This is a genomic window from Exiguobacterium sp. s59, from assembly GCF_018617475.1.
GTDB lineage: Bacteria > Bacillota > Bacilli > Exiguobacteriales > Exiguobacteriaceae > Exiguobacterium > Exiguobacterium aestuarii.
The window spans coordinates 17,858-38,514 of the sequence record NZ_JACSKG010000003.1 but is presented as its reverse complement, the minus strand read 5'-3'; the positions used below and the strand labels follow the sequence as shown (position 1 = coordinate 38,514).

Genomic DNA, 20,657 nt, shown 5'->3' with positions numbered 1-20,657 from the left:
CCTCAGGACAGCCGTTTTTTCATGAAATCGATTATTTTTTATTGATTGTAATTACTTTTTGCGTCACGTTCCCACCAAGGTCAGTTACTTCAAATGTAAAGGTGTTCTGTCCTTTCGTCACAGGGAGTGAGATAGTTTCGGTACGCGAGAATGCTCGCATCGCGTAAGGCTCCTTCAACGTGTGGCTCCATTTTAAATCTCCGTTGACACGAAGTTTGATATCGTCAAAGTTGTCCGACACCTGTACTTTCACATTCACGGTGTTTTGCTTCGCCGAAACGTTTTTCGGCACATTGCTGATCGATAGCGTCGCTTCCGTTGAGTCGACAAAGATTGGACGGACGAAGTTCGTCACGTTACCAGACGTGTCTTCAGCGATGAAGCGAATCTTGTGGAATCCATCTTCATACGCACGTGTCGTATTGAACGTGTATTGTTTTAAAGTTGCGTCATACGTGAGTGGTACGTCCACATCATCGACAGTGAACGATACAACGTCAGAGGCGTCTTTAATTTGACCGATGATTGGTACAATCGATGAACCGTATGGAGATAGGGCGAGTGGTGCATCGACGAAGACACCTGGTTTATCCGCATCATTTTCTGTAGATACGTCCCGTGTGATCACGTTACCCGCATTGTCAGAGACACGTACCGAGAGCTGATCTGTTGATTCAAGTGGCGCATCGAGAGTGAAGTTAGCTGTATCTTTTGCTTCTTTCGCTATGACCTTACCGTTGAGAAGGAACTCGATTCCATTAATGCCGGCGAAATCATCTGATGCTTTGACGCTTGCGACGCCATCATTCCATCGAATCGTGAAACGAGGGTCTGTGTAATCCACTTTGACTGGGATACGTAGCGTCTGGGCTTGTTTTTTCATATAGTCGATGCTTGCTTCAATCTCGTAGTAGTACGTTCCTTTTGGCGCCATCTCTCCATTTAGCTTTCCATCCCAAGCGTTATCAGACGTGTAGTAATAAGGGTCGCCACTTCCACCATCGAAATAGTTCTTTCTCAATTCGTCATCCATCTTGAGGGTACGAAGGACGTTTCCTTGCTCATCGACAATCCGGTACTTCATGTCTTTCGCATTACGTAAAAGTGAGAAGACAGGAGTTGCTGTGTCTTTTGAACCGTCTCCGTCTGGCGAAATCGCTACCGCCTCTTCAGCCACGGACTCATCAAGTTTCTCTCCTAAATAGTTCCCAGCCGCATCAACCAATCCAGAGATTCCATAGAATGAGCCTTCTTCATAAATAGTCTCATCAAAGATTGGTGCTTTACCCCAATCTCCTTCGAATCCAACGAACGGGACGACGAGTGACGGGTGACCGTCAGTACCACGTGGATCTGTCAAACGGAGGAATCCATCGACGAAATACCCGTTTTCAAAGACTGATTTTGCGTCTACCGTTCCTTCTAGCGTCTCGGGATTTAAAACTTTTGCCTTTGAGACGTCAATCGAGACCGTGATTTCTTTCTTTTGGTTTGCTTTCAACGTGACTTTACTCGTGTTTTTGCCGTTGATTTTAATGACGGCCTGTTGAAGTGCCTGAGCTTCCATTGCGTTTTGAATGACCCCGTCCTTGTTCGTGACGGCGAGATCTGTCTGTAGGGAAGCCGCTACATCATATGTGAGAGATTCGTCAGACATATTTTCGACGACAATGGTGAATTTCGCCTTACTTTTCGATAATTCTTTTAATGCGACTTTTGCTTCTTTCGTTTTCTTCTCATATGCGACCGCCGGAGAAGTAACAGCAGCATGGAGTTGCATGAGACCCGCTCCCGCACGACGTGGTGAATATGGAAGAGACTGTTTTAGTTCCTGGTTATACGGTCCGATGTCTGTGACAGGTTTCGATGTATTGAGTAGTAAATTTTTGGCCATCGTGACGCGTGACTTTCCACTCAAGTCGAAATCACGATCGACTCGTTCAAGGACAAGTGCTGCTCCGCCTGCCACGTGTGGTGCAGCCATCGATGTTCCGCTCATCAAACCGTATTGGTTGTCGTTAAACGTTGAGAAGATTTGACCGCCTGGAGCTGAAAGCTCTGGCTTGAAGTCAAGGTTCGGTGTGACGCCCCAAGAAGTGAAATCAGACATTGCACCTGCCGCTCGGTTGTTTACGCTAATGCGGTCACCTGCAAACGTGAGTTGGAGTGGTCCATCCTCTAATTTCTCTTTTAACTCGTTCCCGTCTTGGATGCTAAGTGATGCCATCGGGATAAGTGGTTGGTCAAGAGCCATCGATACGTAGTCTCCGTGAGAAACGGCACCTCTCACGATGACACCAGCGGCGCCTTGTGCTTCAGCCGTTTTTTGAATCTTCGAATAGAAATATCCACCGTCGCGAACGGCGAGGACGAGTTTTCCTTTTACATCTTTACCAGCATAATTTTCTGGTTGTCCGTCCCCGACATAGACAATGTCGTATGTGCCTTCTGAGAATGCTGGTCCATCTTGCTTTTTCCATCCAATCTTCTCTTCACCAACGCGGAAAGCATCCAATTGGATTTGATCGTTTTCAAGTGAGGCGACCGATGTAGAGGCTTGGCTGACGCTTGGTGCCCCGACGACACCTGTATCAGGATTTGAAGCTGTCGGTAAGTCGAAACCATGGCCGAAGTATGCCGAGTTTCCGGCAGAGATCGACATAAAGACGCCGTTATCAACAGCACGTTGAACGGCTTGCTGTTCAGGTGAGTCAGCATCGACAAAACCTGCTGTAGATCCAAGGCTCATATTGATGACGTCTGCTCCAAGTTTGATCGCATCGTCAATCGCTTTAATATAAATATCTCCGTATGTAGACGCATAGTTCGGATCGTTACTAAATACTTTAAGACCTAGGATTTGAGCTTCAGGTGCGACACCTTTAATCCCGCCGTTTTCTAAATCACCGTTTGCGGCAACCGTTCCTGAAACGTGCTGACCGTGCATGGAAGCACCCGGAGAATCATCTTTAATATCATCGTTCTCGTCGTAGTAGTTATACGCGTATGGAACTTTTTCATTCACATATTCACCAGGAAGACCAAAAGAAGTGATGGCCTGATCGACTTCTGATTTCGTCAATTCTGCTGTTTTCGCATCCGTGATTAGGTAATCTCGGTGGTCGGCATCAATTCCTGAGTCGATGACAGCGACGACGGTGCCTTCCCCAGCGAATCCATAATCGCCCCACGTTTGTTCGGCTTGTACCATTCCGTTACTTGTGACCATATCTGGTTTCACTTCAGGACGTTCATATTCATTGACGACGTAGACAGTCGCCACTTCTGGAAGGGCTTCGACTTTCGCGATTTCACTTGTAGTGAGGAAAGTAGAGAAGCCGTTAAAGACGGTCGTGAACTCTTCAATCGGCGTAGCGGTCACTCCCTGTTTCTTCAAAGCGGATTTTGCACGTTTTTGTTCAGACTGAACAGATTGTTGCGCTTTGTTTTGTTCTGATTTTGTCAACTCGTTAAACTTTTTCCCCTTTTGTGCTGCTTCTGCAATCGCAGGTGCACCGACGAGTTCGACGACGACCCGAACTTTTTTCTGTTTCTTTTCAAGAACGAGTTTTGGTTTGATCGAAGCTTCTGCCGAAACGGATGTTGTACCTGCTTGAATGAAGGCAGGTGTTAAAGCGATACATGTAGCAAGTGATGCATTTAAATAAATGTTTCTTCGTGACAATGTAGATACCCCCTAATATTTGTTATTACCTGTAAAAAATAAAGATTTTACTTACATTGTGAATTATCATATCGTTGTTCAAACGAAAAAGAGTGGATTTTTTTGTAAAATAGGGGAGTGTTTTTGCACAAATTTTAATGTTCAGACAATTACTAAAGACCTAAAACATAAGACCTATATCCGATTTTTTTGGATCAGATGATTTGCGCGAATGACTTGAAAAGTGCAAAGAAACCTGTTAATGTAACGTTAATGTTAAATACCAATAAAACATATCAATTTAGTCAGAATTAAGAATGAGGTGGCGCTATGAATTTACCATTCATGGATATCTTTAAAGATTGGGCGAAAGATTACGATACGGCAGTCGGGGGGCATGACGAGCAATATCATGAAGTATTTATCGGATATGATCAAATGCTTGATGATGTTGCGTTACACGTTGAAGGAACAGTCTTGGAATTTGGCGTCGGCACAGGTAACTTGAGTGCCCGTATTTTAAAAGGACATCCTTTAATTGCAATCGAACCTTCTCCGGAGATGAGGCAGATTGCGATTGATAAATTAGGTATTTCGGTAGAAAACGGTGATTTTCTTCGTTATCCATCTTTCTCGCAAGTCGATACGGTCGTATCTTCGTACGCTTTCCATCACTTGACGGATTCTGAAAAAGAATCAGCAATTGATCAATACGTTCGGGAGTGGGGACATCCGAAATTTGTATTGCTCGATACGATGTTCGAATCTCCGGAAGCTCGACAGGACATCATTGACTGGGCAACGGCACAAGGGTATTCAGACTTGGTCGAAGACCTAAACCGTGAATATTATCCATACACAACAACCATTCGTACAATGTTAGAGGCGAACGGATACAACGTCACGATGACGCAGAAAAATAAATTCGTTTGGCTTGTCGTCGCTACAAAATAATTAGGAGGAATCACTCATGAAAACATATAACGTCGAAAGTTTTAACCTGGATCATACGAAAGTACAGGCTCCATTTGTTCGTTTAGCTGGTGTGAAAGAAGGAACGGCGGATACCATTTACAAGTATGACATTCGCTTCATTCAACCGAACGAAGGACTCATGCCGATGCGTGCAGTTCACTCTCTCGAACATTTGATCGCTGAAAACAGCCGCAACCATTCAGAAGACATCGTTGATATTTCTCCGATGGGATGCCAAACAGGTTTCTATTGGACGATGCTAAATGATGGGAATTATGAACGAATGCTCGACCTCGTCGAAGCAACGTTACGCGATGCGATGAACGCGGAAGAATTACCAGCGCAAAATCCGGTTCAATGTGGGAATGCGAACCATCATGATTTTGAGGGAGCTAAAAAATTAGCGGCTGACATGCTTGCGAAACGTGACGAGTGGCATATCATCTTCAAGGACGAAGCATAAGATGATTGTCCGTGACGTCTATGAACTCATCGGGGACACGCCGCTCATCGAGCTCCGTTCATTACCTGTACCATCTACGGTAAAAGTATATGGGAAGATGGAGATGATGAATCCGGGAGGGAGTGTCAAAGACCGACTCGGCATGAATTTGATTGAGCGGGCGATGAAGCGTGGAGACGTAGCACCAGGTGGTACGGTCATTGAGCCGACAGCCGGGAATACAGGAATTGGCCTCGCACTCGCTTGTCAGCGATACGACATTCGCCTCATCACCGTGACCCCTGAAAAGTTTAGTCAAGAGAAACAAGCATTGATGCGTCTCCTTGGGGCGACCGTCGTCAATACACCGACCGAGCTAGGGATGAAAGGCGCAATCAGTCACGCGCTCGAGTTGGCGGAAGAATATGATGCGTACGTACCGGAACAGTTTTCAAACCCGGATAACCCTGAAGCCTATGTGGACATTCTTTCACAAGAACTATTGAAAGACGTGCCGCAGATTGATGTGTTTGTGGCGGGAGCGGGATCGGGTGGTACATTCACCGGTGTCGCTAAATCATTAAAGCCGCAAGGGACGAAAACCGTCGTCGTCGAGCCGGTCGGTTCGATTTTGAACGGCGGTGAGCCGGGGCCACATAAAACTGAAGGAATCGGCGTCGAAAAATGGCCTCCCTTCTTGGAGCGGTCTTATGTCGATGCGATTCATACGATCACAGACGAGGAAGCGTTTTACTATGTGGCGCATCTCGCGAAACAAGAAGGATTGCTTATCGGGAGTTCTTCTGGGGCTGCCATTGCAGCATGTGTAAAGGAAGCAAATCAAATGTCGGAAGGCACGATTGTGACAATCTTGCCAGACAGTGCAGAGCGATATTTAAGTCAAGGAATTGTCAAGGAGGCAGAATATGCGTACAAAGACAGCACTCATTCACGGCGGTAAGACGACGGACCCATTAACAGGGGCAGTCACACCGCCGATTTATCAAACGAGCACATACAAGCAAGACGGGATCGGAAACTTGCGGGAAGGTTACGAGTATTCTCGATCTGCCAACCCGACACGAACTGCGCTTGAGACGCTTATTGCGGATATCGAGGGCGGCGTGCAAGGTTTCGCATTCGGTTCTGGGATGGCGGCCATCTCGACCGTACTCATGTTGTTGAAATCTGGAGACCACGTCATCGTCGGGTCTGATGTATATGGAGGAACGTACCGTGTATTCAATCGAGTATTTCAGTCACGAGGCTTGGAGGCAACTTTTGTCGACACATCCGATGAAGCGGCGGTTCGCGATGCGCTACAAGCGAACACGAAAATGATCTATGTGGAGACGCCGACGAACCCACTTTTGAATGTGACAGATATCCGTGCAATGCGCACGATTGCGGATGAGGCAGACGTCTTACTCGTAGTGGACAACACGTTCATGACCCCTTACTTCCAAAATCCAATCGACCTTGGCGCCGACTATGTCTTACACAGTGCCACAAAATACTTAGGTGGTCATAGTGACGTTGTGGCAGGTTTAGTCGTCGCACGTACGGAAGAACAAGGAGAAGCGTTGGCATTCCTCCAAAACTCGGTCGGGGCAGTACTCGGACCTCAAGACAGCTTCCTCGTCGTTCGCGGAATCAAGACGCTTGCCGTTCGGATGGAAGAAATCGAATCGAACGCACGAGCGTTGGTCGACTTCCTACAATCGAATGAGAACGTGTCACGCGTCCTACACCCGAGTGTCTCAAGTGAAGAGGCAAAACGAGTCCACTTGTCTCAAGCGCGTGGATTCGGTGGGATGATTGCGTTCGATGTCGGTTCGGCCGAGGCGGCGGAAATGATGGTCGCGAAGACGAAGTACTTCACACTCGCAGAAAGCTTAGGTGCAGTAGAAAGCCTAATCAGTGTTCCGGCTCGTATGACACATGCGTCGATTCCAGCCGAACGCCGTGCAGAACTTGGGATCACGGACGGGCTCGTTCGAATCTCGGTCGGATTAGAGGATATCGATGATTTAATCGAGGATTTGGCACAAGCTTTATCCGCTATTGAACAAGTCAAACAATAATGAGTAGGGACGCGATTTTCGCGTCCTTTTTTTCATGAGACAAAAGCCTTGTATCGGAAGTCGTTCATCGACTAAACTGTTTTTAACTTGAAAGAGAGCGGGTGAACGTGTGAATAAGGGAGTTTGGACGACAATCGGGGCCTACGTCATGTGGGGCGTCCTCCCAATCTATTGGAAGTTTTTGCAGGAAGTGCCGAGTGGACAAATTTTGGCACATCGTATCGTTTGGTCCTTTTTATTTATTTTACTCGTCTTAAGATGGACGAATCAGTGGAAAGAGTTCGGTTACGCTCTTCGCCACCCTGCCACACGAAACGCATTCATGTTGAACGGATTCATCGTCAGTGCAAACTGGTTTGTGTACATATGGGCTGTCAATCACGGTTATATTATCGAGGCATCCCTCGGATATTACATTAACCCGCTTGTCAGTATGGTGTTAGGCGTGCTCGTCTTTCGGGAATCATTAAATCGAGTCCAATGGATGGCGGTTGGGATCGCGTCGATCGGCGTCCTCGTCTTGACGCTTGGGTATGGTTCGTTTCCGTGGATCTCGTTCGTATTAGCGAGTACGTTCGGTTTTTATGGGATGGTGAAGAAACGTCGACCTCTCGCTTCAACCGTGAGTCTCGGGATTGAGACGTTAGCTGTCGTTCCTGTCGCGCTCATCTTTCTCAGCAATCAGGTCGTCAAAGACCAGGTTGCCTTTGACATGTCACCGATGATTTGGGTCGCATTACTAGGGACGGGTGTTGTGACGGCGCTCCCGCTTCTTTTGTTTGGATACGGGGCACAACATATCCCGTTTACGCTCGTCGGTTTTCTTCAATTTATCGCACCGACCATCAGTCTGATAATCGGGGTCGTCATGTATCATGAACCGTTCACGGCATATCACGTCTTCGCATTCACTTGTATTTGGCTAGCCATCTTCTTCTTCAGTTGGAATAGCTGGGTCGTCGCTCGCAAACGTCGTCAACTCATTTGAGTTTGAAAGCTGTTACATCTCGAAAAAACGTGGTAATATGTTAGATGTCAGACTTATTTGTCAGAGGAGGAAATGAATAATGGAATTAGCCCGTTATATCGACCACACAGCTTTAAAAGCTGAAACTACAAAAGATCAAGTTACAAAACTTTGTGCAGAGGCACTCGAATATAAGTTCGCAAGTGTCTGTGTCAACCCGACATGGGTCAAATATGCTGCAGAGCAACTTCAATCAGATGACGACGTGAAAGTATGTACAGTCATCGGTTTCCCACTCGGAGCGAACACTCCTGAAGTGAAGGCATTCGAAACAAAAGATGCGATTGCAAACGGTGCGGATGAAGTAGATATGGTCATCAACATCGCAGCGCTCAAAGACGGCGACTACGATCTCGTAGAGCGTGACATTCGTGCGGTTGTCGAAGCGGCAAACGGTACACTCGTCAAAGTCATCTTTGAGACGTGCATGCTTACAAAAGAAGAAATCAAGAAAGCTGCTGAACTTTCAGTAAAAGCTGGAGCAGATTTCGTCAAAACATCAACTGGTTTCTCAACTGGTGGCGCAACGGTCGAAGACATTCGTCTCATGCGTGAAACAGTCGGACCAGACCTCGGCGTAAAAGCCTCAGGTGGTGTTCGTGACTTCGAAGGCGCGAAAGCGATGATTGATGCTGGTGCGACACGTATCGGTGCTTCAGCTGGTATCGCAATCGTCACTGGTGGACGTTCAGACAGCGACTATTAATAAGTGGTTGACCACACGACTTAATTTCACTATAATATGATATGACGTGTGAAACACGTTTCCTTAGTCGTGTAATTCGGAGGGAGGGAAAACTAGTGGAAACTCGTGTCCGTAAAAACGAATCGCTTGAAGACGCTCTTCGTCGTTTCAAACGCGGTGTTTCGAAAGATGGCACACTTGCCGAAGTTCGTAAACGTCGTCACTACGAAAAGCCAAGCGTAAAACGTAAATTGAAATCAGAAGCTGCGCGTAAGCGTAAGAAATTCTGATTCCAGTTTCATTGTGTAGAGAGGGTGTTGGCTCATGAGTCTTCAAGAACGCTTGACGGACGACATGAAGCAAGCCATGCGCGCTAAACAGAAAGATCGTCTCACGACGATCCGGATGGTAAAAGCGTCGCTCCAAAATGAGGCTATCAAACTAGGTCGTCAAGATCTTACCGAGGAAGAGGAACTCACGGTGCTCAACCGAGAGATGAAACAGCGCAGAGACTCCCTCCGAGAATTCGAAAGCGCTGGTCGTGAAGACCTTGCTTCCAAAGTAGCAGAAGAGATTGTCGTCCTAGAAGCCTATATGCCTGAACAACTTTCAGAAGATGAAGTGACTGCGATCGTCCAAGCAGCAATTGCTCAAACGAACGCATCCGCTCCATCTGATATGGGTAAGGTGATGGGCGTCGTCATGCCGCAAGTCAAAGGCAAGGCAGACGGTGGTCTTGTGAACCGAATCGTCAAACAACAATTGACGAATTGATGAAAAAGCAGAACTTTTCGGGAAACCGAAAGTTTCTGCTTTTTTTTGCGTATTCTGAAACCACATTCAATCTTGTTTCGTATACACTAGAGATAGGAGATAGCTTTGAATTTGGAAGGGGGTAGCAAGACGATGACATTTGGTCTCGGAGTGATTCTGACAGTCTTTTTTGTCGGAGTCGTCCTTCTTGGAATTGAAGTGTTCGTTGCAGGGTTTGGATTGTTCGGTTTGCTTGGGATCGGAGCGGTCGTTGCCAGCTTGATTATGGCGGGTGCGACGATCGGTCAGCTATGGCTCTCAATCGGTTTGGCGGCAGCGGTGCTCACTGGACTCGGTTTCTGGGCATATCGCCGATTAAGTACGAATCGACCGCTCATTTATAAAGGGTTGATTTTGACAGATTCGACATCGACCGAAAAAGGTTACTTGTCCCATGATGACCGTAAACAACTTCTTGGGAAAGTAGGTGTGACGTTAACACCACTTCGCCCGGCCGGTACTGCCGAAATCGACGGAGAGCGTATCGACGTCGTGACAGAGGGTGGCTATCTCGATCAGCAGACAAAAATTCAGGTATATAAAGTGGATTCAGGGCGGATTGTCGTTCGGACCTTTATAGAACCGAAGGAGGATGTAACAGAATGACACCAGAACTATTGACGACGTTACTCATCACAGGTGGAGGATTGATTGCGCTTGCCGTGTTCTTCACGTTCGTACCAGTCGGACTATGGATTAGTTCGTTTGCAGCAGGGGTCCATGTCTCCATCTTCACGTTAATTGGAATGCGTCTTCGCCGCGTAATTCCATCAAAAATTGTGAACCCGTTGATTAAAGCGGTCAAAGCAGGCATCGAATTAAATACGAACCAGCTAGAGAGTCATTTCTTAGCGGGTGGTAACGTAGACCGTGTCGTGAACGCATTGATTGCGGCACATCGAGCAAATATCGAATTATCATTTGAGCGTGCTGCTGCCATTGACTTGGCAGGTCGTAACGTGCTCGAGGCTGTACAAATGTCCGTTAACCCGAAAGTCATTGAAACACCTTTCATCGCCGGTGTGGCAATGGATGGGATTGAAGTAAAAGCGAAAGCGCGTATTACGGTACGTGCCAATATCGACCGTCTCGTTGGTGGTGCGGGGGAAGAAACGATTATCGCACGTGTCGGCGAAGGGGTCGTATCAACGATCGGTTCGCAAAACAACCATAAACATGTATTAGAAAATCCGGATATGATTTCACGTACCGTACTCACGAAAGGGTTAGATTCGGGAACGGCGTTTGAAATTCTATCGATTGATATTGCAGACATCGATATCGGTAAAAACATCGGTGCGGTCTTGCAGACTGACCAAGCCGAAGCAGACAAAAAGATTGCGCAAGCGAAAGCGGAAGAACGCCGTGCGATGGCGATTGCCCGCGAACAGGAAATGAAGTCTTCTGTTGAAGAAATGCGTGCGAAAGTCGTCGGGGCCGAAGCGGAAGTTCCGCTCGCGATGGCAGAAGCGTTGCGTAATGGTAAACTTGGCGTGATGGATTATGTGAATTACCTGAACGTACAAGCAGATACGGAAATGCGAAAAGCGATTGGGGCACCTGTCGATTCTGAATCAGATAGTGAGTGATTGATATGGAAGGACTTTGGGTACTCTTGTTAGCAGCTTTCGGGATCGCCTCGGCTGTGATGAAGCGTCTTGAAAAGTCATCGTCCTCTGGCGATCGTCCTCAAAGCAGTGAGCTTAAGCGTTATTTGGATTCGGTTGGAGACGTGATGAAAGAGATTGAAACGGCGTTTGATGATTCGGAGCAAAAACCCACGCCGCAAAAGGTGAGACGGCGAGTCGCTCGAGCTGAAGAACGACGGGTTCCTCAAGAACGTCAAGTCGAGAGACCGAAAGTGAGTGCGCAGTTCGAGCAAGCAGTAAAAATCCCTCCGATTCAGGAGAAGACCAAACCGAAACAACTGAAAGTTTCGAAAAAGCGAATGCAGGAAGCGGTCATTTGGAGTGAGGTGTTACAACCTCCGGTCTCGAAACGAAAGAAGTAAGGCAAAGGCAGTAACCTCGTGTTACTGCCTTTTGCATGGGGAAATTACGCGGTCTTTCTTTCACGATAGGCGTGTTAGTGCTAAAGTAAAAGAGGAATAACCGATATTTAGAGGGGGCAACGTATCCATTGATTATGACTGATAAAATACCATTCGTCATGGAACATGCGAATGAAGCGCAAGCTTTACTCGGACCAAAAGATGAAGTGTTCCAAGCGATTGAGACAGAATTGAAAGTTGCGCTTATCCCGAGAGGCGAGGAATTGATTATCCAAGCTGACACAGGAGAGGCATTAGAATTGACGAAGCAAGTCATCATCACGTTACAGACATTGGTGAAAAAAGGTGCGCGTCTCAATGAAAGTGACGCAATCAGTGTCATCCAACATATTCAAGTCGGAAAGGGAGACGAATTGCTCGAGCATTACGAGCGTGTCGTCTTTACGACGAACAAGGGGAAACCGATTCGCGCCAAAACGGTTGGCCAGAGTCGTTATGTTCGCGCGATTGAACGACGAGATCTTGTCTTCGGAATTGGACCGGCCGGAACGGGTAAAACGTATTTGGCAGTCGTTCTAGCAGCACGTGCGCTAAAAGAAGGTCAAGTGAAACGAATTATCTTGACGCGACCTGCCGTTGAAGCCGGCGAGAACCTCGGATTTTTACCAGGTGACTTAAAAGAGAAGGTAGATCCATATCTTCGACCGTTATATGATGCCTTATTCGACGTTTATGGTGTGGAGCAGACGAATCGATTGTTAGAACGAGGGACAATCGAAGTGGCGCCTCTCGCCTATATGCGTGGACGTACGCTAGAAGATGCATTTGTCATTTTAGACGAGGCACAGAATACGACGAAAGAACAAATGAAGATGTTTTTGACGCGACTCGGATTCGGATCGAAGATGGTGGTCACAGGGGATTTGACACAGGTCGATTTACCGAAAGGGAAGGCGTCAGGTTTACAAGAGGCGTTGCACTTATTAGAGGGCGTGGACGGGATTCATTTTGAACACTTTAGCGCATCTGATGTCGTCCGCCATCCACTCGTCAAGAAAATCATTAACGCCTATAGTACAGACCTCAAGTAAGGAAGTGAAAGAGGTCATTGATCGTGAAAGGGGGGGCACGAATGCAGCAAGCTAAACATTGGACAGTCGCGACGATTTCGCTGATTTTCTTTCTCTTATTAGGTGCAATTCTTTACTTCACCGTGCGCCCGTCCATCATCAGTGTGGAACCACTAGGGATTGCTGAACAAGACATCCGGTCTCCGATCACAGTCGAGGACCGAGTGGCGACTGAACGGTTGAAACAAGAAGTGACGAACGGCGTCGGTAGCCAGTTCTCGCTCCGAAGAGAATTTGCTGACCAACAGATTGCGAAAGTCGAGCAATTGTTTGCAGCGTTCGATCAGACGGACGACGAGACGGAACTTGCGGATATTAAGAGCCGTTTGAATTCGACGGAGGCGAACGGGATTCTCGCAGACGAAGAACTAAACTCACTTCTTGAGGCGACGGAAGACACTCGGCAAACCGTCGAAGACGTGACGGTGACGGCGTTGCAACAAGTGATGGACGACCGGATCGAGACGAGTAATGAAGCAGTCGCAGCTGCTCGAGATCGTGCGGCTGCAATCGTCGATCAATCACCGCTCTCGTTCGAATTCCGTGCAATCGCGAAGACGCTCAGTGATGAACTCATCGTTCCGAACTATGTGTTCGATTCTGAGGCGACGCGTCAAAAAGAGCAGGAGGCTGTTGATGCGGTCGACCCTGTCATCATTCAAGAGGGACAACTCCTTGTTAGTCAAGGAGAAGTCGTCACACGTGAGATTTATCGGAAGCTAGAATTAACTGGAGCAATCGATCCGAACCGTTCACTCGCGCCACTGTTTGGCTCGTTCTTGTTGAGCGGATTGTTGACGGGTGGTTTCTTATTCATGCTCATCCGTTCAAAGATTAAAGATTTATTATTGAGCCCAAAAATATTAGTGACTGTCTATGGGTTGCTTCTTTTACAACTTGGTATCTTCTTCGGCGTCGGATATATCGGTGTCGATTATACGACGTATGCTTATCTCTTGGCGCCGACCGCTTTCGTCGTTTTGTTACTCCGAATCTTGATTGACGAACGGGTCGCGCTCGCATCTGCCTTCATTACGATGATTGCGGGTAGTATCGTCGTCACGTTCGGACAAAGTACGAATTTCATGACGTTAGTGTACGTCGCAACCGGGAGTTTTTTAGCTGTCTTTTTAGTCGAGCCGAAAATTCAGCGGAAGCGCTTGTTCTTGTCGGGGATCTTGCTCGGTGTCGTGAACATTATTATGGTCATCGCGTTACTTTTATTACGAAACGTTCAGATCACTTGGGAAATGGCGATGTATCTTTCTGGATTCGCCGTCATTAGCGCCTTGTTGTCCATCGTGTTGACGTTTGGATTCTTACCTTTCCTAGAACCGTGGTTTGGCGTCTTATCGTCTGGTCGACTTGTCGAGTTGATGAGTCCGACACATCCGTTGTTACGCAAACTTTTGATGGAAGCACCGGGCACATATCATCATAGTATGATGGTAGCAAACTTGGCGGAATCGGCATGTGAAGCGATTGGTGCAGACGGCTTGCTCGCAAGGGTAGCGAGTTATTACCATGACCTCGGAAAGACGGAACGTCCTCTTCACTTTATTGAAAACCAACAAGGTGGAGGGAATCCGCACGATCGACTGACGCCAGAAGAGTCCGCGGATATCATCATGGCTCATCCTTATGATGGGGCCGATCTGTTACGACGCTATAAATTACCAAAGGAAATCATTGATATTGCTGAACAGCATCATGGGACTTCCTTATTGAAATATTTTTATGTCAAAGCGAAAGAAGATCATGAGAAAGACGTTGTGGAATCTCGATTCCGTTACCCTGGTCCGAAACCTCAAACGCGAGAAGCGGCGGTCGTCATGATTGTCGATTCGATCGAGGCAGCCGTTCGTTCGCAAAAACAGCCGACGCCTGAGAAAATTCGGATGCTCGTTCGTGCCATTATCCGAGACAAGCTGGCAGATGGGCAGTTTGAGGACTGTGAATTGACGACAAAAGAAATTTGGCGCGTTGGTGAGAGTGCGTGCGAGACGTTAACGGGCTTGTTCCATGAACGAATTGAATATCCAGAGCTAAAGAAAGAGGGAGAATTGCATGCAAATCATCTCGAACGATGAACATGAATTGTTAACGGTGTCTCAAATCGAACTTGTCGAGTCGATTTTACAACATGCCGCACAATTAGAAGATGTGGAAGAACCGAGTGAATTATCCGTCACGTATTTAACGAATGAAGAGATCCATGAAGTGAATCGGGAATGGAGGGGTAAAGATGCCCCGACCGATGTAATTAGTTTTGCCTTTGATGAAATGGGTGAAGACGAGATGGATTTCACGCTTGATGAGGATGAACCACATCTCCTCGGAGACTTGGTCATTTCAGTGGAACGTTGCCGAGAACAAGCGGCGGACTACGGTCATTCGTTCGAGCGGGAGCTCGGTTTCTTGGCCATCCACGGATTCCTTCATCTGTTAGGATACGATCATATGACGCCAGAGGAAGAAGCGGAAATGACCGCAAGACAAGAAGAAGTCCTTACTCACTTCGAGTTGAAGCGAGGCAACGTGTGAGACCGTTCCGTGTGGCATGCGAGGGAATCCTCCATGCCATTCGTACAGAGCGGAATATGCGTATCCACCTTATCGCGGCCTTACTCGTCTTCGCTGTGGCGATATGGTTACAAACGACGAAACTAGAAAATCTAGTTCTTCTCGCCTGGGTGACGTTGGTCATCAGCTTAGAATTGATGAATACTGCCATCGAGCGGGCGGTCAATTTAGTCACACAAGAGGTCCATCCGCTCGCGAAACAGGCAAAAGATGTGGCTGCAGGAGCCGTACTCGTCGCTTCTATAGGAGCCGCTGTAACAGCACTCATTATATTCGGTCCAAGACTATGGAACGTGCTATACTAAGAGTTCTGAAATTGAGAAAGCAGGTGCATTATGTATCAAGAAGATTTTAAATCTGGTTTCGTGTCGATCATCGGTCGACCAAATGTCGGTAAATCGACATTCCTTAACCGCGTGATCGGACAAAAGATTGCCATCATGTCGGATAAACCACAAACGACACGAAACAAAGTACAAGGTGTGTATACGACGGATGATTCCCAAATCATTTTCATCGACACACCGGGAATCCATAAACCGAAACATCGCCTCGGAGACTTCATGATGAAAGTGGCGACAAACGCCCTTCGCGAAGTCGATGCGATTCTTTTTATGGTGAATGTGACGGAACCTCGCGGTGCAGGTGATGACTTCATCATCGAAAAACTGAAAGGACTCGACACACCAATCATTTTGGTGATGAACAAAATCGATTTGATTCATCCGGATGAACTTCCAAAAGTGATTGAGCAATACACGAATGAGTTGGACTTTGCAGCGTATGTACCGATTTCAGCACTGCAAGGCAATAACGTCGAACCGCTCCTAGGAGAAATCAAGAAACTGTTACCTGAAGGACCGATGTATTATCCGGCCGATCAAGTGACAGACCACCCGGAGCGTTTTATCATCTCTGAGATGATTCGCGAAAAAGTGTTGCATAAGACACGTGACGAAGTCCCGCACTCAATTGCTGTTGCAATCGAATCAATCAAGAAACGTGAAAACTCCGAGATGATTGATGTCGAAGCGGTGATCATGGTAGAGCGTGATTCGCAAAAAGGAATCATCATCGGCAAAAAAGGGACGATGCTTCGTGAAATCGGAACAGATGCCCGACAAGATATCGAGGCGCTTCTCGGTACGAAAGTGTATTTGAACCTTTGGGTCAAAGTTCAAAAAGACTGGCGTAACAAGATGGGTCAGCTTCGTGACCTCGGTTTCCGCGACGACGAGTACTAAGCCATGTTACAAAAAGTCACGGGAATCGTCATTCGTACCGTTAATTATGGTGAATCGAATAAAGTCGTGACATTGTTTACGGAAGAGCTTGGCAAAGTTGCGATTATGGCAAGAGGCGCAAAGAAACCGGGAAGTCGGTTCCATGCCTCGAGCCAACCGTTTGTAGAAGGTGTTTATATTTTCCCGTCTAGCCGAGGACTCGCTCAGTTAAAATCATCTGATGTCATGACGTCCTATCCAGAGGTTCGCAAAGATGTCGATCGGATGGCGTACGCGATGTATTGGTTAGAGCTCGTCGACCGATCTGTCGAGGATCGCGTACAAAATCGTCCGTTATTCCGGATTTTACAGGACGCGCTTCAAGCATTGAATGCAGGAATGGACCCAGATGTGATCACGCATCACATAGAACTGCGCATGCTACATCTTCTGGGTGTTTCTCCTGTGCTGACCGGATGTGTCCGCTGCGGGGACGTGACGGACCCGATGTATTTCTCGGTCGCATCCGGAGGATTTTTATGTGGTCGCCACCGAGAAGAAGGATCGGTTCAATTGTCAGAGCGCCTAGCCAAACTACTCTATTTGATGAGCAAGCACGAACTGTCGGAATTTCGGAACGTGCCGTTGTCAAACGAGTCGAGACTCCTATTGCGTCAACTGTTCGATGCGTACATGGAATCGTATAGCGGATTGCGACTGAAGACGAAGCGAGTGCTCGATCAAATGATTCGACTTCATCTGAATGAGGATTGACTTTTTAAAGTGAATTCGATACGATGAGTTACGATTAGACAATGAAATAGCGTGCGCGATGAAGGAAATAAGTAACTCTTCATGTCATGAATGAAGCGAGTTCGGGGTGGTGTGAGCCGAGCGTCATGAGAAGAGTGAATGGCGATTCCAGAGCGCCCACATCTTGTTAAGAGTGGTCCCAATGATTGGGGCAAGTAGGGTGGAACCGCGGGAATCAATCCCGTCCCTATGTGCTAGGCACATAGGGGCGTTTTTTGTCGTTTCAATACTATTGGAGGTGTCATCTATGAAGCATATGACTATGCAAGAAATCATTCTCACGCTACAAAACTTTTGGGCATCGAAAGGTTGTTTGACGATGCAAGCGTATGATGTGGAAAAAGGGGCAGGTACGTTAAACCCAATGACTACATTAAGAACGCTAGGACCAGAACCTTGGAATGTCTGTTACACAGAACCGTCGCGCCGCCCGGCTGACGGACGTTACGGGGAGAACCCGAACCGCCTGTATCAACATCATCAGTTCCAAGTCATCATGAAGCCTTCTCCGAGCAACATCCAAGAGTTGTACTTAGAAAGTCTCGAGTTGATCGGAATTAACCCGCTCGAACATGATATCCGCTTCGTTGAGGATAACTGGGAGAATCCGACATTCGGAGCAGCCGGTCTCGGTTGGGAAGTATGGTTAAACGGGATGGAAATCACGCAATTCACGTATTTCCAACAAGTCGGTGGCATCGAGTGTGATCCGATTGCTGTTGAAATCACATACGGTCTCGAACGTCTCGCTTCGTACATTCAAGAAGTCGAGAGCGTTTTCGACCTCGTTTGGACAGACGGATTCAAGTATGGAGATATCTTCTATCAGCCTGAGTTCGAACACTCAAAATATACGTTCGAATTATCAGATGTCGATATGCTCTTTACGCTATTTGACACATATGAGAAGGAAGCAAAACGTGCTCTTGAAGAGAATCTTGTCTTCCCTGCGTACGACTACATTTTGAAATGTTCACATACGTTCAACTTGTTAGACGCAAAAGGCGCGATTTCTGTGACAGAGCGGACTGGATTTATTCAACGCGTCCGTAATATGTCACGTGCATGTGCTTCTAAATTTATTGAAGAACGGGAGCGTCTCGGTTTCCCACTTTTGAAACAAGAGAAAGCAGGTGACTTGAATGCGTGACCTTTTACTAGAGATTGGATTGGAAGAGCTTCCGGCTCAATACGTCTTGCGTTCAGAAAAACAGTTAGGAGAACGAATCGCCTCGTTCTTGAAAGAAGCGCGAGTTGAGTTTGGATCAATCGAAGTATATTCGACACCTCGTCGTTTAGCTGTAATCGTTCATGATGTGGCGGAAACACAACAAGATTTGACGGAAACACTTCGCGGACCTGCGAAGAAGATTGCTCAAGACGCAGAAGGGAACTGGTCGAAAGCGGCAGAAGGATTTGCCCGTGGTCGTGGATTGTCAGTGGAAGACCTATACTTTGCGGAAGAAAAGGGAGTCGAGTATGTCTTCGCGGAGCGTCATGAAAAGGGACAGGCAACAGGTTCTTTGTTAAGTGGTCTTGAAGACGTTGTTCGAAGCTTGACGTTCCCGAAAAACATGAAGTGGGGAACGAGCAGTTTACGCTACATGCGTCCGATTCGTTGGTTGATTGCCCTCTTCGGTCAGGATGTCATCGACTTTACGATTGAAGGCGTGAAGACAGGGAACGTGACGAGAGGACATCGCTTCCTCAGTAAAGGAGACGTCGTCGTCCATTCACCAGCTGAATATGTGGAAGCGCTAGATGCTGCTTTTGTCATGGCAAGTTACGAAGCGCGTAAAGCAGAAATTGAACGTCAAATCCAAGCGCTTGCGACAAACCAAGGATGGACGATCCCACTTGATGCTGACTTGTTAGAAGAAGTCACAAACTTAGTCGAATGGCCGACTGCCCTCTTTGGTGAGTTCGATGAGACGTATCTTGACTTACCAGAAGAAGTACTCATCACGACGATGAAAGAGCACCAACGTTATTTCCCGGTATATGTCGATGGAACGTTGAAAAATTATTTCGTCACCGTTCGAAACGGAAATGCCGATCATCTTGAAAACGTCGCACGCGGAAACGAAAAAGTCATTCGTGCGCGTCTTGCGGATGCCGTCTTCTTCTATGAAGAGGATAAGAAGACGAAAATCGATGACCAGCTTGCTCGTCTCGACCGAATCGTCTTCCATGAAAAATTGGGAACGACTGGAGCGAAAGCACGTCGCGTGACAGAAATCGCACAAACCCTTGCACCACTCTTTGATGCGGATCTTGAAAAAGTGAATCGTGCTGGTGCAATCCACAAGTTTGACCTCGTCAGCCAGATGGTTTACGAGTTTACTGAACTCCAAGGAATCATGGGAGAGAAGTACGCGCTTCAACAAGGGGAGGACAAAGAAGTGGCTGCTGCGATTCGTGAGCACTATATGCCACGTTTCGCAGGAGATGCATCTCCTGAGACAGCGACAGGTGCGGTGCTTGCTCTCGCAGACAAACTCGATTCGATTGCTGCGTTCTTTGGCATCGGAATGATTCCGAGCGGTTCACAGGACCCGTTCGCACTTCGTCGTCAAGCTCAAGGCGTCGTCCAAATCCTTGGCGATTGGAAGATTAATCTCTCAATCGACAAACTTCTCTCGAAAGTTGTCGAATTACAACTGGAAGCAGGACTCTATGAAGCCGATAAAGAACAAGTCAAGGCACAGCTCGTCGAGTTCTTTAAACTTCGCTTGAAATATCGCCTGCAAGAACAGCAGGTACGTTATGATGTGATCGATGCAGTGTTGACGACAACGCTTACGGTCGACCGTCTCGATGCTCGTGCACAGGCGATTCAACAGTTCGTCTCTACGGACGCTAAATCGTTGATTGAACAACTCTCACGCGTCGTCAATATCTCGAAAAAAGGTGAGCAGGGAGACGTTGATCCTTCATTGTTTGAAAATGACCAAGAGGTTGCGTTACATGAAGCGATTGAACAGACAGCTCCTGAAGCGACGAAGGCCGTTCAAGCGGGAGACTATAACAAAGCGCTTCAACTTCTTCAAACACTCGAATCACCAATTATGCAGTATTTTGAACATACGATGGTCATGAGTGATGACGAGGCGGTACGCCAAAACCGACTCCACGAAATGAACCGACTTGCTACGACGATTAAGAGTGTCGCAGACTTCAACGCGCTCGTACTCTGAACAAACTAGA

The 20,657-nt window shown here is 47.3% G+C and carries 20 protein-coding genes; 19 read left to right on the top strand and 1 reads right to left on the bottom strand.

Annotated features, from left to right (window positions below; translation table 11 throughout):
- Nucleotides 1–31: 31 nt before the first annotated feature.
- The gene (locus KNO91_RS06190) at nucleotides 32–3,685 is read right to left on the bottom strand and encodes a S8 family serine peptidase (protein ID WP_214817012.1); all 3,654 of its coding nucleotides are present in this window, start codon (nucleotides 3,683–3,685) and stop codon (nucleotides 32–34) included.
- A 309-nt stretch (nucleotides 3,686–3,994) separates the two neighbouring features.
- On the opposite strand from KNO91_RS06190, the gene KNO91_RS06185 reads away from it, so the two are divergent.
- The 19 genes from KNO91_RS06185 (at nucleotide 3,995) to glyS (ending at nucleotide 20,647) form a co-directional block, all read left to right on the top strand.
- Nucleotides 3,995–4,618: a class I SAM-dependent methyltransferase gene (locus KNO91_RS06185; RefSeq protein WP_214795717.1), complete on the top strand. Its 624-nt coding sequence runs from the start codon at nucleotides 3,995–3,997 to the stop codon at nucleotides 4,616–4,618.
- A gap of 16 nt (nucleotides 4,619–4,634) precedes the next feature.
- A complete protein-coding gene (locus KNO91_RS06180; RefSeq protein ID WP_214787399.1) occupies nucleotides 4,635–5,102 on the top strand; it encodes an S-ribosylhomocysteine lyase in 468 nt (155 codons plus the stop codon).
- A gap of 1 nt (nucleotide 5,103) precedes the next feature.
- On the top strand, nucleotides 5,104–6,042 hold the full coding sequence (locus KNO91_RS06175) for a PLP-dependent cysteine synthase family protein (protein ID WP_214787401.1): 939 nt from the start codon (nucleotides 5,104–5,106) through the stop codon (nucleotides 6,040–6,042).
- Nucleotides 6,008–7,165, top strand: coding sequence for a bifunctional cystathionine gamma-lyase/homocysteine desulfhydrase (locus KNO91_RS06170; RefSeq protein ID WP_214817009.1), 1,158 nt, complete (start codon nucleotides 6,008–6,010; stop codon nucleotides 7,163–7,165). The genes KNO91_RS06175 and KNO91_RS06170 overlap by 35 nt, the downstream gene beginning before the upstream one ends.
- Nucleotides 7,166–7,274: 109 nt before the next feature.
- Nucleotides 7,275–8,153 carry an EamA family transporter RarD gene (gene rarD / locus KNO91_RS06165; RefSeq protein ID WP_214817006.1) on the top strand — a complete coding sequence of 293 codons (879 nt, stop codon included), beginning with the start codon at nucleotides 7,275–7,277 and terminating at the stop codon, nucleotides 8,151–8,153.
- 79 nt (nucleotides 8,154–8,232) lie between these two features.
- On the top strand, nucleotides 8,233–8,898 hold the full coding sequence (gene deoC, locus KNO91_RS06160; RefSeq protein WP_214787408.1) for a deoxyribose-phosphate aldolase: 666 nt from the start codon (nucleotides 8,233–8,235) through the stop codon (nucleotides 8,896–8,898).
- Nucleotides 8,899–8,972: 74 nt separating this feature from the next.
- Nucleotides 8,973–9,167 carry a 30S ribosomal protein S21 gene (gene rpsU / locus KNO91_RS06155; RefSeq protein ID WP_029334745.1) on the top strand — a complete coding sequence of 65 codons (195 nt, stop codon included), beginning with the start codon at nucleotides 8,973–8,975 and terminating at the stop codon, nucleotides 9,165–9,167.
- Nucleotides 9,168–9,201: 34 nt separating this feature from the next.
- Nucleotides 9,202–9,651, top strand: a complete 450-nt coding sequence (locus tag KNO91_RS06150; RefSeq protein ID WP_074033373.1) for a GatB/YqeY domain-containing protein — start codon at nucleotides 9,202–9,204, stop codon at nucleotides 9,649–9,651.
- Nucleotides 9,652–9,756: 105 nt separating this feature from the next.
- Complete coding sequence (locus KNO91_RS06145) at nucleotides 9,757–10,296, top strand: NfeD family protein (protein WP_224861488.1); 540 nt, start codon at nucleotides 9,757–9,759, stop codon at nucleotides 10,294–10,296.
- Entirely contained in the window at nucleotides 10,293–11,279 is a 987-nt protein-coding gene (gene floA, locus KNO91_RS06140; RefSeq protein ID WP_214787409.1) for a flotillin-like protein FloA, read from the top strand. The genes KNO91_RS06145 and floA overlap by 4 nt, the downstream gene beginning before the upstream one ends.
- Before the next feature lie 5 nt (nucleotides 11,280–11,284).
- A complete protein-coding gene (locus KNO91_RS06135; RefSeq protein ID WP_214817430.1) occupies nucleotides 11,285–11,701 on the top strand; it encodes a hypothetical protein in 417 nt (138 codons plus the stop codon).
- A 134-nt stretch (nucleotides 11,702–11,835) separates the two neighbouring features.
- Complete coding sequence (locus KNO91_RS06130; protein WP_214789806.1) at nucleotides 11,836–12,792, top strand: PhoH family protein; 957 nt, start codon at nucleotides 11,836–11,838, stop codon at nucleotides 12,790–12,792.
- 41 nt (nucleotides 12,793–12,833) lie between these two features.
- Nucleotides 12,834–14,921 (top strand): HD family phosphohydrolase, encoded by a 2,088-nt coding sequence (locus KNO91_RS06125; RefSeq protein WP_214787413.1) that lies wholly within the window; start codon nucleotides 12,834–12,836, stop codon nucleotides 14,919–14,921.
- Entirely contained in the window at nucleotides 14,899–15,375 is a 477-nt protein-coding gene (ybeY, locus tag KNO91_RS06120) for an rRNA maturation RNase YbeY (protein ID WP_214787415.1), read from the top strand. Before KNO91_RS06125 ends, ybeY begins: the two co-directional genes overlap by 23 nt.
- Nucleotides 15,372–15,719: a diacylglycerol kinase family protein gene (locus KNO91_RS06115; protein ID WP_214787417.1), complete on the top strand. Its 348-nt coding sequence runs from the start codon at nucleotides 15,372–15,374 to the stop codon at nucleotides 15,717–15,719. The genes ybeY and KNO91_RS06115 overlap by 4 nt, the downstream gene beginning before the upstream one ends.
- A 30-nt stretch (nucleotides 15,720–15,749) precedes the next feature.
- Nucleotides 15,750–16,658 carry a GTPase Era gene (era, locus tag KNO91_RS06110; protein ID WP_214787419.1) on the top strand — a complete coding sequence of 303 codons (909 nt, stop codon included), beginning with the start codon at nucleotides 15,750–15,752 and terminating at the stop codon, nucleotides 16,656–16,658.
- Nucleotides 16,659–16,661: 3 nt separating this feature from the next.
- Nucleotides 16,662–17,411, top strand: a complete 750-nt coding sequence (gene recO / locus KNO91_RS06105; protein WP_214817004.1) for a DNA repair protein RecO — start codon at nucleotides 16,662–16,664, stop codon at nucleotides 17,409–17,411.
- 295 nt (nucleotides 17,412–17,706) lie between these two features.
- A complete protein-coding gene (glyQ, locus tag KNO91_RS06100) occupies nucleotides 17,707–18,600 on the top strand; it encodes a glycine--tRNA ligase subunit alpha (RefSeq protein WP_214789808.1) in 894 nt (297 codons plus the stop codon).
- Nucleotides 18,593–20,647, top strand: a complete 2,055-nt coding sequence (gene glyS, locus KNO91_RS06095; RefSeq protein ID WP_214817003.1) for a glycine--tRNA ligase subunit beta — start codon at nucleotides 18,593–18,595, stop codon at nucleotides 20,645–20,647. Before glyQ ends, glyS begins: the two co-directional genes overlap by 8 nt.
- Nucleotides 20,648–20,657 lie beyond the last annotated feature (10 nt).